The sequence below is a fragment of the Cellulomonas fimi genome (genome assembly GCF_028527925.1).
GTDB lineage: Bacteria > Actinomycetota > Actinomycetes > Actinomycetales > Cellulomonadaceae > Cellulomonas > Cellulomonas fimi_C.
The window spans coordinates 1-12,999 of sequence record NZ_JAPESW010000070.1 but is presented as its reverse complement, the minus strand read 5'-3'; the positions used below and the strand labels follow the sequence as shown (position 1 = coordinate 12,999).

The following is a 12,999-nucleotide window of genomic DNA, read 5'->3' as shown; positions in this document are numbered from 1 at the left end:
CCGCTGTTCGAGCACCTCACGCGCTCGTTCCAGTTCACGGTGCAGAACCGCGGCCCGCACGGCCTGCCGCTCATCGGCCGCGCCGACTGGAACGACTGCCTCAACCTCAACTGCTTCTCGACGACGCTGCCACCGACCCGGCTCCCGCGCGTGCGGCCGCCGAGATGGCGGCCGGCGACGAGTCCGCCGAGCTGCTCGACCTGCTGCACCGGCTGCTGCGCGACATCCGCCGGTCCGCGACCTCGTCGCTCGGGCCTGCGAGCCAGGCACCGGGGCAGGTCCGGATGCTGCGGGTGCTCCAGCACTGTGACGGCCCGCTGCGGCTCGGGCACGTCGCGTCGGCCCTCGACGTCGCACCCCGGTCCGTCACGTCCAAGGTCGACGCCGCCGAGGCCGACGGGCTCGTCCGCCGGATCGCCGACCCCACGGACCGGCGCGCGACGCTCATCGAGCTCACCGACGCCGGCCGGGCCCTGCTCGACGACGTCTCCGCCCGACGCCACGAGGGCGTGGCCGGCCGCCTTGACCGCCTCACCCCCGACGAGCGCGTCCAGCTCCTCACGCTCCTGCGCCGCATCCTCGCCTTCGCCCGGCCGCACCGCCGCGCCCTCGCCGTCTTCCTCGTCCTCATCACGCTCGAGGCCGGTGCGGGCGCGCTGCCGCCGCTGCTGTTCAAGCACCTCATCGACGACGGCATCACGCAGGGCGACACGCGCCTGGTCGTCCTCATCGCCGTCGCGGTCGCCGCGCTCGCGGTCCTGTCCGCGGGACTCGCCGTCGCCGACCGCTGGGTCTCGTCCCGCATCGGCGAGGGCCTGATCCTCGACCTGCGCACCGCGGTCTTCGACCACGTCCAGCGCATGCCGCTCGCGTTCTTCTCCCGCACCCGCACCGGCGCGCTCGTGCAGCGGCTCAACGGCGACGTGCTCGGCGCGCAGCAGGCGTTCACGTCGACGCTGCAGAACGTCGTGAGCAACGCGCTCACCGTCGTCTTCGTGCTCGCCGCGATGTTGTCCATGTCCTGGCGGCTGACGCTGCTGTCCCTGATCCTGCTGCCGCTGTTCGTCCTGCCCGCCCGCTGGTTCGGACCCCGCATCGCCGCCGTCACGCACGAGTCGTACGAGCTCAACGCGCAGGCCGCGCAGACCATGCAGGAGCGGTTCAACGTCGCGGGCGCGCACCTGGTGAAGGTGTTCGGCGACCCGGAGCGGGAGTCCGCCGCCTACGCCGAGCAGGCCTCCCGCGTCCGCGACATCGGCGTCAAGCGCGCGCTCTACGGCACGTGGTTCCGCGTCGGGCTCACGACGCTCGCCGCGATCGCCACCGCGATCGTCTACGGGCTCGGCGGCCTCGCCGCGATCCAGGGCGAGCTCACCGTCGGCGTCGTCGTCGCGCTCGCGTCGTACCTCGGCCGCCTCTACGGGCCGCTCACCGCGATGTCGAACGTCCAGGTCGACGTCATGACCGCGCTCGTCAGCTTCGAGCGCGTGCTCGAGGTCCTGGACCTCGAGCCGACCGTCACCGACGCCCCCGACGCGCACGACCTGCGCGACGACGTCGCCGTGCGCGGCGCGAGCGTCGAGCTCGACGCCGTCGGCTTCCGCTACCCCACCGCCGACGAGGTGTCGCTCGCGTCGCTCGAGTCCGTCGCGACGCTCCGTGCCGACGCCGCCGAGGACACGCTCACGGACGTCACGTTCACCGTGCCCGCCGGCCACCTGGTGGCGCTCGTCGGCCCGTCGGGTGCTGGCAAGACGACGATCTCCCAGCTCGTCACCCGCATGTACGACCCGACGCGCGGCGCGGTCCGCATCGCGGGCGCCGACCTGCGCGACGTCACGCTCGACTCGCTGCGCGCGACGGTCGGGGTGGTCAGCCAGGAGGCGCACCTCTTCCACGACACCATCGCGGGCAACCTGCGGTTCGCCCGACCCGACGCGACCGACGCCGACCTCGAGCGCGCGCTGCGCCAGGCGCACGTGTGGGAGCTCGTGATGCGGCTGCCCGACGGGCTCGACACCGTCGTCGGCGACCGCGGCTACCGGCTGTCCGGCGGTGAGCGGCAGCGGCTCGCGATCGCGCGGCTGCTGCTCAAGGCTCCCGACGTCGTCGTGCTCGACGAGGCCACCGCGCACCTCGACTCCGAGTCGGAGGCCGCCGTGCAGGCCGCGCTCGACGAGGCCCTCGTGGGCCGCACGTCGCTCGTCATCGCGCACCGGCTGTCGACGGTCCGTCGCGCCGACTCGATCGTCGTCGTCGACCGCGGCCGCGTCGTCGAGCACGGCACCCACGCCGAGCTCGTCGCCCGCGGCGGCCTGTACGCGGACCTCTACCGCACCCAGTTCGCGGCGGACACGGTCGACGCCGCCTGACCCGTCAGCGGCGCGACGTGCGGACCAGGGCGCCCGCGACCGTCTGGACGAGCGCGTCCTCGATCGCGGCGGCGCGCCAGTCAGGCCGCAGCGCGTCCGGGCCGTCCGTCGCCGCCCACCGTCGCCACGCCGTCCCGGCGTACGAGCCGACGTACGCCGCACCCAGGCCGACGAGGGCCGCGACGACGTGCGACCCGACGCTCCGCCGCTCGACGACCGACAGCGCCGCGGCGCCGAGCGCTCCCCCGACGAGGCGTCCGGTGAACGCGGGGAACTCGGTCCGCGGCGGTACCGACGGCAGCTTGTCCCCGGCGGTCTCCCCGAGCACGGCGACGGCCGCGAGCCCGCGCAGTGCCGCGGCACCAGGGCCGTGCCGCCCGCGCGTGGCCACCCCCACCGGGACGCGGATCGCTGCGGAGGCGCGCCCGCCGACGGCGAGCCCGAGGACGGCGGACCGGATCACCACACCCATGCGCCGTGTCTACGCGCCCGACGCCGCTCCGGCATCTCGGGGGCTGTCGCGCGCGGTCCGCACCCGCCGCACCGCCGAGCCGGTCGCCTGGCGGCCGCGTGGATGGGTGCGTGCGCAGCGGCGGTGCGGCGGTGCGACTCGGGTCAGCGGAAGCGGCCCAGGTGGATGCCCGCGAACGCGAGGGCGGCGATCGTCTCGCCGTCGCGGATCGTCCCGTCGGCGACGAGCGACAGCACCTCGCCGAACGGCACGGTCCGCACGGTGTCGATGCCTTCCTCGACGCGCCCGTGCCCGTCGTCGTCGGCCAGCCGCGACAGCCCGCGCGCGAGGAAGACGTGCTCGGGCGCGTCGGCGATGCCGTTGAGCGCGTCCATCCGCCCGACGGCGGTCCACTCGCGGGCGGTCAGCCCGGTCTCCTCCGCGAGCTCACGCTGCGCGGCGAGCAGCGGGTCCTCGCCGTCGGTGCCGCCCGCGGGGACCTCGACCGACGTCGAGCCGGTCGTGTACCGGGTCTGCGTCACGAGCACGACCTCGTCGTCGTCGGTCAGCGCGACCACGAACACCGAGTGGTTCCGCACCTCGACGACCCCGTAGACGCCGTGCCCGCCGTCGGGCCGCACGACGTCGTCCTCGCGGACGCGGATCCACCGGTTCTCGTAGACGACGCGGCTGCCGGTCGTCGTCCAGCCGGCGTGCTCGGTCACAGGTCGGCGGGGTCGACGAGGAAGTCGGCCTCGTCGGCGATCTCCCCGCCCAGCACGCCGTGCAGCGCACGCGTCACCGCCTGCACCTGCGGCGCGGCGCGCCCGCGCGCGACCTTGTGCGGGAACGAGGGCTTCTCCATCTCGAGCTCCTCGACGAGCAGCGGCTCCCAGTGCACCCGGTAGGCGACGACGCCGTCGGCGGTCCACGGCAGGTCGCGCAGCAGCGGCGGGAGCTCGGTCTCGGCGGCGGCCTCGACGGAGATGGTCCCGTCGACGCCGAGGTCGACGAGGATGCCGTACGACTCGGCGGGCGGCGGCGACGCGAGCATCAGCTCGTCGAACGCGGCGGCCTCGGCCATGAGGCGGGCACGCTCGACCTCGTCGTCGACGCCGTACTGCTCGAGCGCGGCCCGCAGGCCGGACCCGCCGGCCTCGGTGATGCCGCCCGCACCGCTGGTCGACCCGCGCCCGACGCCGGGCATGGGCCCCTCCCACCGGGAGGTCGGCTCGGACAGGCGCGCGCGCGGCACGACGGTCTGCACGACGCCCAGGGCCTCGGAGGGCTCGAGCCACCGGTCGGTCAGCAGCGTGAGGTCGATCGCGCCGTCGACGTCGGGAGTCAGGACGACGCCGGACCCGCCGACGCGCACGGCACCGCCGAGCCGGCGTGCGCACGCGACGAGCCACTGCACGACGCGCTCCTCCTCACGGACGGGCAGCCCGTCGGGGAACGCGCGCTTGAGCCCGTCGCGGTCGCCGCCCGGGTACGGCCGGTCGCCGCGCTCGCGCGGGCAGTCGAGGTCGTAGACGACGGCCGTCGACGCGGGCAGCCCGAGCCCGACGGCGTCCTCGGGCGACACGCTGAACGGGCCGCTCAGCGCGGACAGCCGGGCCAGACGCAGCGCGCGCACGGCGGGCGCGGCGGACACCGCGCGGATGCCGAGCGCGGCGGTCACGGGACGCACGAAGCCGCGCTGCTGCGGCACGTCCTGCGTCGACTCCTCCCAGTGCGCCTGCGCGAACCGGGAGATCGCGAGGACCTCGACCTCGTCGACCGCGATCCCGTCGGGCAGCCCGAGCAGGTGCCGGTCGCGGATCCCGGGGTCCTTGACGTTCAGCCGCGGCAGTGCGTCCGCCATGCGCTCAGACCTGCGTCCGGTGGAACGACTGGAAGGACCGCGACGCGGTGGGCCCGCGCTGGCCCTGGTAGCGCGAGCCGTACGCGGCGGACCCGTAGGGCTGCTCGGCGGCGGACGTCAGGCGGAAGAAGCAGAGCTGACCGATCTTCATGCCCGGCCACAGGAGGATGGGCAGGGTCGCGACGTTCGACAGCTCGAGCGTGACGTGACCGGAGAAGCCGGGGTCGATGAACCCGGCGGTCGAGTGCGTGAGGAGCCCGAGCCGCCCGAGCGACGACTTGCCCTCGAGCCGCGCGGCGACGTCGTCGGGCAGCGTGACCCGCTCGTACGTCGAGCCGAGGACGAACTCGCCGGGGTGCAGCACGAACGGCTCGCCTCCCTCGACCTCGACGAGGCGCGTGAGGTCCGGCTGGTCCACCGACGGGTCGATCACCGGGTACTTGTGGTTGTCGAACAGCCGGAAGAACCGGTCCAGGCGCACGTCGATGCTGGACGGCTGGAGCATCGCCGGCTCGTACGGGTCGAGGCCGACGCGGCCCGACTCGAGCTCGGCCCTGATGTCACGGTCGGAGAGCAGCACGGGGCCACGGTAGTCGTCCGGACGCCCGTCCGGATCACCGCGTCCGGGGCTGTGGACGCACGTCGCCCGCAGGTGCTGCACGGACGTGCGGAGAGGCGACGTTTTCGATATCGCGTGTGACGGCTATCATCCTTCCGTGAGGCGCGTGGGAGCGCTCTCGCACCGATCAGACGCCGCGTCAGACTGCCCGACGACGGACCGCGCCGACGCGGATCCACGGGTGAGGCGGGCACGGGCGTCTCCGAGCACCTGAGGAATGTCCTATGCGGTTCGGCCACTTCGACGACGCGGCGCGCGAGTACGTCATCACGACGCCCCACACCCCCTACCCGTGGATCAACTACCTCGGGTCGGAGCAGTTCTTCTCGCTGCTCTCGCACCAGGCGGGCGGGTACTCGTTCTACCGCGACGCGAAGATGCGCCGTCTCACGCGCTACCGCTACAACAACATCCCCGCCGACGCGGGCGGCCGCTACCTGTACGTCAACGACGGCGGCGACGTGTGGACCCCGTCGTGGCTGCCGGTCAAGGCGGACCTCGACCACTTCGAGGCGCGGCACGGCCTGGGCTACTCGACGATCACCGGCGAGCGGAACGGCCTGCGCGTGCAGACCCTGTTCTTCGTCCCGCTCGGCGAGAACGCCGAGGTCCAGAAGGTCACCGTCACGAACACCTCCGACGCGCCGAAGACGGCGACGCTGTTCTCGTTCGTCGAGTTCTGCCTGTGGAACGCGCAGGACGACCAGACGAACTACCAGCGCAACCTGTCGATCGGCGAGGTCGAGGTCGAGCAGGACGGCCCGCACGGGTCGGCGATCTACCACAAGACCGAGTACCGCGAGCGCCGCGACCACTACGCCGTGTTCGGCGTGAACACCCGCGCGGACGGCTTCGACACGGACCGCGACACGTTCGTCGGCGCGTACAACTCGCTCGGCGAGGCGGCGGTCCCGCGCGCCGGGAAGTCCGCCGACTCGGTCGCGTCGGGCTGGTACCCGATCGGCTCGCACTCGGTCGTCGTCGAGCTGGCGCCGGGCGAGTCCCGCGAGCTCGTCTACGTCCTCGGCTACCTCGAGAACCCGGACGACGAGAAGTGGGCCGACGACGCCCACCAGGTCGTCAACAAGGCCCCGGCGCACGCGCTGCTCGGCCGGTTCGCGACGAGCGAGCAGGTCGACGCCGCGCTCGAGGCGCTCAACGCCTACTGGACGAACCTGCTGTCGACGTACTCGGTCTCGAGCACCGACGAGAAGCTCGACCGGATGGTCAACATCTGGAACCAGTACCAGTGCATGGTCACGTTCAACATGTCGCGCTCGGCGTCGTTCTTCGAGACGGGCATCGGCCGCGGCATGGGCTTCCGCGACTCCAACCAGGACCTGCTGGGCTTCGTCCACCTGATCCCGGAGCGTGCGCGCGAGCGGATCATCGACATCGCGTCGACGCAGTTCGCGGACGGCTCGGCCTACCACCAGTACCAGCCGCTGACGAAGCGCGGGAACAACGACATCGGCTCGGGCTTCAACGACGACCCGCTGTGGCTCATCGCCGGCGTCGCCGCGTACATCAAGGAGTCCGGCGACTGGAGCATCCTCGACGAGCCCGTGCCGTTCGACAACGAGCCCGGCTCCGAGGTCCCGCTGTTCGAGCACCTCACGCGCTCGTTCCAGTTCACGGTGCAGAACCGCGGCCCGCACGGCCTGCCGCTCATCGGCCGCGCCGACTGGAACGACTGCCTCAACCTCAACTGCTTCTCGACGACGCCCGGCGAGTCGTTCCAGACGACCGAGAACCAGGCCGGCGGGGTCGCGGAGTCCGTCTTCATCGCCGCGCAGTTCGTGCTGTACGGCGCCGAGTACGCGAACCTCGCGGAGCGGCGCGGCCTGGCCGACGTCGCGACCGAGGCGCGCAAGTACGTCGACGAGGTCCGGGCCGCGGTGCTCGAGCACGGCTGGGACGGCCGATGGTTCCTCCGGGCCTACGACTACTACGGCAACCCGGTCGGCACCGACGCGAAGCCCGAGGGCAAGATCTGGATCGAGCCGCAGGGCTTCGCGGTCATGGCGGGCATCGGCGTCGGCGACGGCCCGGAGGACGCGGACGCCCCGGCGATCCAGGCGCTCGACGCGGTCAACGACATGCTCGGCACGCCGCACGGCCTGGTGCTCCAGTACCCCGCCTACACGACGTACCAGATCGAGCTCGGCGAGGTCTCGACGTACCCGCCCGGCTACAAGGAGAACGGCGGCATCTTCTGCCACAACAACCCCTGGGTGATCATCGCCGAGACGGTCGTGGGGCGCGGCGCGCAGGCGTTCGACTACTACAAGCGGATCACCCCGGCGTACCGCGAGGAGATCTCGGACACGCACAAGCTCGAGCCGTACGTGTACGCGCAGATGATCGCGGGCAAGGAGGCGTCGCGCGCCGGTGAGGCCAAGAACTCCTGGCTGACCGGCACGGCGGCGTGGAACTTCGTCGCGGTGTCGCAGTACCTGCTGGGCGTCCGGCCGGACTACGACGGCCTGGTCGTCGACCCGCAGATCGGCCCCGACGTCCCGTCCTACACGGTCACGCGGGTGGCCCGTGGCGCGACGTACGAGATCACGGTCACCAACTCCGGGGCGCCGGGTGCGCGTGGTTCGCTCACCGTGGACGGCGCCCCGGTCGAGGGCAACACCGTGCCCTACGCTCCCGCGGGGGCGACGGTCCGCGTCGCCGTCACGGTCTGAGCACGGGCTCGAGGGACGGGGCAGGGACATGACGTTGCTCGACGCGGCGCCCACCGAGGTGCGCACGGACGACCCGCGGGTCGTCACGATCGCCGACGGGGCCTGGGAGGTCGACGTCCTCCCGGGCACCGGCGCGTCGCTCGGTGCGGGCCGCATCCGCACGTCGGACGGCGTCTGGCGCGACCTGCTCCGTCCCACCAGCCGCGGCGGGCGCGGGGTGGTCGAGAAGTGCGCGAGCTTCCCGATGATCCCGTGGTCCAACCGCGTGCGGGACGGCGCGCTGACGTTCCGCGGCCGCACCCACAGGCTGCAGCGCGACTGCGCCGACGGCACCGCGATCCACGGCGCCGTCCGGTACGCGCGGTGGGACGTGCTCGACCGCACGCCCGGATCGGTCACGATCGGGATCGACACGCGCGAGCACGTCGGGATCAACTTCCCGTGGCACTTCACGTCGACGATCACGTACGCGGTGCGCGGCGGGACGTTCGAGGTGACGACGACGCTGCGGAACGTCGACTCCGAGGCGTTCCCGGGGGGCTTCGGCCACCACCCGTACTTCCAGCGGTCGCTCGCCCCGGTCGGCGCCGTCGCGCCGCGCCCGCTCGGCCACCCGGTCGTGCAGGTGCCGGCGCACGCGTGCTACCCGGGCGTCCCGATGCCGACCGGCCCGTCCGGGCCGCTCACGGCGCGCGCCGACTTCCTCGCGCCGCGCGTGCTCGACGGTGCGTTCATCGACGACGTCTACAACGCGCGCGACACCGACAAGCCGATCAGCATCCGGTACGAGCGCCCCGACGTCACCGTCGAGCTCACTGCGGACCCCGTCTACGAGCACCTCGTGTTCTACGCACCCCGCGGCCGCGCGTACTTCGCGATCGAGCCCGCGACGAACGTCAACGACGGTGTCGCGCTGTTCGAGGCCGGCGTGCCGGGCACGGGGGTCTTCGTGCTCGAGCCCGGCGAGGAGCGCACGGGCGCGTTCGCGATCGCCGTCCGCGGCTGACGACCACCGGACGCCCGGGCCTCCCTGAGGGGCGCCCGGCGTCCGCGCACCTCCGGCACGACGTCGCGTGCAGCCGGGTGACCTGGGCCGAAACCCGCATGAACCACCCCTCCCGGACGGTACGCTCGGGCGCCCGGCGCAGGTCGACGACGACCCACGGCGGGCGCCCCCGCACGCCGCCCGCGCGGCGCCGAGCCGACCGGAGTGACCATGCGCCGCCTCTCCCGCCTCACGTCCGTCGGCGTCGGCGTCCTCGTCGTCGCCTGCACCGCGGCCGCGACCACCCCCGCCTCCGCCCGCGTCGGCTCGGCGGACGCGGCGTCCGCGGTGGTCGCGTCGCCCACCGGCGCGTTCGGCGCACCGGGTGCCGCCCGCACGGCGACGGTCCTGCCGGGGGCCGCACCCGTCACGGCTCCGCAGGCCCCCGAGGGCGAGGCGGTCGACCCGGCCGGTCTGAGCGCCGCTCCGTGGGGTCCGCACGCGGACGACGTGCCGACCGCGCCCGAGCCCGCCGACGACCACGTGCTCGTGCGCTTCGAGGCGGGCACGTCCGCCGGGGACCAGCGGCGGGCGCTCGACGCCGCCGGGACGAGCACGGCGGGCACGATCGGCGGCACCGGCTTCGTGGAGGTCCCGGTAGGCGACGCCTCGGCCGGGGAGCTCGTCGAGACGCTGGCCGCGGACCCGCGGGTCGCCGACGTGCAGCTCGACCACGTCCGCCGCGCGTCCTGGTGGCCGGACGACGAGTGGCTCCCGTGGGCGGAGCCGTACGTGCAGCTCGCCCGCCTGCCGCGGGCGTGGGACGTCGCGCGCGGCGACGGCGTCGTCGTCGCGGTGCTCGACTCGGGCGTCGACGCGACCCATGAGGACCTCCAGGGTTCGGTCCTCCCGGGCGTCGACCTCGTGGACGACGACGACGACCCGTCGGACCCCGCCGGCCACGGCACGCTCGTCGCGGGCATCGTCGCGGCCCGTGCGGACAACGGGGTCGGCCTCGCGGGCGCGGCGCCGGACGCCACGATCCTGCCGGTCCGGGTCCTGGACGCCGACGGCTTCGGCACCGACTCGGTCGTCGCGGAGGGCATCGCGTGGGCGGTGGCGCACGGCGCGGACGTCGTGAACCTGTCGCTCGGTGGCCCGGAGACGTCGCCCGTGCTGGCGTCGGCGATCAACGCGGCGGTGGACGCGGGCGTGGTCGTGGTCGCCGCGTCGGGCAACGAGGGCACCGAGGTCGCGCAGTACCCCGCCGCCTACGCGCCGACGATCGACGGGCTGCTGTCGGTCGGCGCGGTCGACCGCTGGGGCGCGCTCGCCGGCTGGTCGAGCTGGGGCGACACGGTGACGGTCACGGCGCCCGGCGAGATGGTCGCCGGGCCCGGCACGGGCGGTGACTACGTGTACGGGAGCGGCACGTCGTTCGCCGCGCCGATGGTCAGCGGTGTCGCGGCGCTGCTCGCCGCGCACACCCCGACGCTCACGCCCGCCCAGGTCGAGCAGCGCCTCGTGACGACCGCGCGGGACGCGGGCCAGCGCGGCCGGGACGCCTACTACGGCGCGGGCATCGTCGACGCCGCGGCGGCCGTGACCGCGGGCGACACCGCGCGCGCGGCGACGGCCGCGCCCCTCGACCGCGCGCCGGGCGACCCGCAGAACGACGCGCCGGGCACGCCGACCGTCGCGGCCGGCACGGGCGTCACGGGGACCCTCGCGCCCGAGGGCGACGTCGACTGGTACCAGGTCCGTGTCCCGGCGGCGGGCTGGTGGCGGTTCACCGCGACCCCGCTGTCGCCCGGGTGGCGGGGCGTCGGCCCGACGCTCGACCTCGCGCTCGAGATCCAGGACGTGCGTGGCGGCGTGCTCGGCCGCGCCGACGCGCGGGGCGTCGACCAGGTGGAGGACGGTCTGGTCGTGGGGGTCGCCGAAGCGGGGCCCGTGCTCGTGGGGGTCCGCAACGCGAACGGCTCCGCGCCCGCCCAGCAGGCGTACTCGGTCGCGGCGTCCGTGGTGACGGACCGGCCGTTCTTCGACGCCACCTCGACGCCGCCCGCGGACGAGAGCCGCTGGTGGAACGTGTCGCTGGCCGTGGGCGAGCTCACGGGCGACGCGCACACCGATGTCGTGTCCGCCGAGATGGGCGGTGACCTCTACGTCTACCCGGGGCGCGGCGACGGCACGCTCGCGACGCCGATCGACGTGCAGCTCGGGACCGACCAGGCGTGGGGCCAGGCACTGGCGACCGCCGAGCTGGACGGGGACCCGGAGCTCGAGATCGTGGTCGGCACCAACTACGGCGTCCGCGTGCTCGACCGGAACGGCGCGGCGTTCACGATGCGGCCCGCGACGCAGCTCGTCGTGCGCCCCAGCTGGCCGGCCACCGCCACGTCCCTCGCGACGGTCGACTGGGACCGGGACGGCGACGTGGACGTCGTCGCGATCGGCGAGGCGACGCACGTCCTGCTGAACGACGGGGACGGGAACCTGACCGACGCCGGGCACGTCGCCCAGATCGGCGGGGACGTGTCCCTGGGGGACGTCACGGGCGACGGGCGCCCCGACGTCGTGACCGCCCGCTGGATGGCCGCGCAGCAGCCGGACGGGTCCCTGGGGGCCGTGACGCCGCTGCCCGCGCTGGAGGGCTCGGTCGCGTTCGCCGCGGTCGGGGACGTGACCGGGGACGGCCGCGCGGACGTCGTCCGCACCAACGGGTGGGGGTGGCTGTACGTCGACGCGCAGCTCCCGTCCGGGGGTCTGGCGCCGACCGTCACGTCGAAGGGCGGGCTCTCGAACGGGGACCTGGCGCTCGGCGACGTCGACCAGGACGGCCGCACGGACATCCTCATGAACGCCACCTCCTCGGGCTTCGCGACGCTGGTCCGTCAGCAGCCCGACGGCACGCTCGGCGCGCCGACGTTCGCGACGACCGAGCAGGTGCTGACGAGCGAGCCGGGGTCGATCGCGTTCGCGCAGCTCGACGGCGACGGCCGGCTCGACGCCGTCATCGCCCGCCGGGGTGTCACGGCGCTGCGACAGGCGTCCCCCGACGTGCCGGCGACCGAGCGCGCCTGGGTGCGGTCGCTGAGCCCCGCGCCGCACTCCGCGGGCGCCGACGTGCGCCCGACGGTCCGCGTGCAGCTCTGGCGTGACGTCCCGACGTCCACGCTCACGACCCAGCGGGTGCGCCTGCTCGACGCGGTGACAGGCCAGGTCGTCCCGTCGAAGGCCTCGTGGGACGCGACGACCCGGACGGTCGCGCTCGTGCCGACCGTGGACCTGGTGCGCGGCCGGCACTACGTCGCGCACGTCGCCGGCATCGCGGACGCGTCGGGGGCGGTGCTGCCGGCGCCGGTGCGGGTGCCGTTCACGGTCGGTGCGGGGGGTGAGCGGTACACCCCGGTGCCGCCCGAGCGGGTCCTGGACACCCGCACCGGGCTGGGCGGGACCCGGCAGCCGACCGGTGCCCGGCTCGTGCTCGACCTGTCCGAGCACCTGCCGACCAGCGCGACCGCGGTCGTGCTGAACCTGACCGCGACCCGCTCGACCGGCCCGGGCAACGTGCGCGCGTTCCCCGCCACGGCCACGACCGCCCCGCAGGTCTCCAACGTCAACTACGTGCCCGGCTCGGACAAGCCGAACCTGGTCACCGTGGCCCTGGGCCCCGACCGGCGCGTCGCCCTGCAGACCGACGCCTCCCCCGCCGACCTGATCGCCGACCTCGCCGGCTACTACTCCACCGGCGGCGCCGGCGCCTACAACCCGCTGCCCCCACGACGCGTCCTGGACACCCGCAACGCCGTCGGCGGCTTCCAAGGCCCCCTGACCGCCGGCCGCTGGGTCGACCTGAAGATCACCGGCAACGGCGTGCCCACCGACGCCCTGGCCGTCGTGCTCAACGTCACCGGCACCCAGGCCAGCGCCCCCACCCACGTGCGGGTAGGCCGGATCCGGTGCGGGTGTCGGCCAGGCGGGTGGGGGTGACGGGGACGAACCCGGTGTC

Annotated in this window: 8 protein-coding genes and 1 pseudogene; 5 read left to right on the top strand and 4 right to left on the bottom strand. The window is 74.3% G+C overall.

Annotated features, from left to right (window positions below; genetic code table 11):
• Window positions 1-3 precede the first annotated feature (3 nt).
• Window positions 4-99, top strand: a pseudogene (locus OMK64_RS21255) (GH36-type glycosyl hydrolase domain-containing protein); the annotation flags it as partial.
• Window positions 100-164: 65 nt separating this feature from the next.
• On the top strand, window positions 165-2,372 hold the full coding sequence (locus OMK64_RS18880) for an ABC transporter transmembrane domain-containing protein (protein WP_272729902.1): 2,208 nt from the start codon (window positions 165-167) through the stop codon (window positions 2,370-2,372).
• A 4-nt stretch (window positions 2,373-2,376) separates the two neighbouring features.
• Here the strand turns inward: OMK64_RS18880 and OMK64_RS18875 are convergent, their stop codons facing one another.
• The 4 genes from OMK64_RS18875 to dcd form a co-directional block, all read right to left on the bottom strand.
• The gene (locus tag OMK64_RS18875; protein ID WP_272729901.1) at window positions 2,377-2,844 is read right to left on the bottom strand and encodes a hypothetical protein; all 468 of its coding nucleotides are present in this window, start codon (window positions 2,842-2,844) and stop codon (window positions 2,377-2,379) included.
• 143 nt (window positions 2,845-2,987) lie between these two features.
• Window positions 2,988-3,548, bottom strand: a complete 561-nt coding sequence (locus tag OMK64_RS18870; protein ID WP_272729900.1) for an NUDIX domain-containing protein — start codon at window positions 3,546-3,548, stop codon at window positions 2,988-2,990.
• The gene (locus OMK64_RS18865; RefSeq protein ID WP_272729899.1) at window positions 3,545-4,687 is read right to left on the bottom strand and encodes a hypothetical protein; all 1,143 of its coding nucleotides are present in this window, start codon (window positions 4,685-4,687) and stop codon (window positions 3,545-3,547) included. Before OMK64_RS18865 ends, OMK64_RS18870 begins: the two co-directional genes overlap by 4 nt.
• A 4-nt stretch (window positions 4,688-4,691) precedes the next feature.
• Window positions 4,692-5,267: a dCTP deaminase gene (gene dcd, locus OMK64_RS18860; protein WP_272729898.1), complete on the bottom strand. Its 576-nt coding sequence runs from the start codon at window positions 5,265-5,267 to the stop codon at window positions 4,692-4,694.
• Window positions 5,268-5,530: 263 nt separating this feature from the next.
• Here dcd and OMK64_RS18855 point away from each other — a divergent pair, with 263 nt between their 5' ends.
• The 3 genes from OMK64_RS18855 to OMK64_RS18845 all read left to right on the top strand — a co-directional run bounded on the left by OMK64_RS18855 (window position 5,531) and on the right by OMK64_RS18845 (window position 12,980).
• Window positions 5,531-7,999, top strand: coding sequence for a glycoside hydrolase family 94 protein (locus tag OMK64_RS18855; RefSeq protein WP_272729897.1), 2,469 nt, complete (start codon window positions 5,531-5,533; stop codon window positions 7,997-7,999).
• A gap of 28 nt (window positions 8,000-8,027) precedes the next feature.
• Window positions 8,028-9,005 carry an aldose epimerase family protein gene (locus OMK64_RS18850; RefSeq protein ID WP_272729896.1) on the top strand — a complete coding sequence of 326 codons (978 nt, stop codon included), beginning with the start codon at window positions 8,028-8,030 and terminating at the stop codon, window positions 9,003-9,005.
• Between the two features lie 210 nt (window positions 9,006-9,215).
• The gene (locus tag OMK64_RS18845) at window positions 9,216-12,980 is read left to right on the top strand and encodes a S8 family serine peptidase (protein WP_272729895.1); all 3,765 of its coding nucleotides are present in this window, start codon (window positions 9,216-9,218) and stop codon (window positions 12,978-12,980) included.
• The last annotated feature ends 19 nt before the right edge of the window (window positions 12,981-12,999 follow it).

Excerpts from the sequence above, each read along its gene's own strand:
- OMK64_RS18850 (WP_272729896.1), top strand. The coding sequence starts at position 8,028 with ATGACGTTGCTCGACGCGGCGCCCACCGAGGTGCGCACGGACGACCCG.
- OMK64_RS18880 (WP_272729902.1), top strand. The coding sequence starts at position 165 with ATGGCGGCCGGCGACGAGTCCGCCGAGCTGCTCGACCTGCTGCACCGG.
- OMK64_RS18855 (WP_272729897.1), top strand. The coding sequence starts at position 5,531 with ATGCGGTTCGGCCACTTCGACGACGCGGCGCGCGAGTACGTCATCACG.
- OMK64_RS18845 (WP_272729895.1), top strand. The coding sequence starts at position 9,216 with ATGCGCCGCCTCTCCCGCCTCACGTCCGTCGGCGTCGGCGTCCTCGTC.
- OMK64_RS18865 (WP_272729899.1), bottom strand. The coding sequence starts at position 4,687 with ATGGCGGACGCACTGCCGCGGCTGAACGTCAAGGACCCCGGGATCCGC.
- OMK64_RS18875 (WP_272729901.1), bottom strand. The coding sequence starts at position 2,844 with ATGGGTGTGGTGATCCGGTCCGCCGTCCTCGGGCTCGCCGTCGGCGGG.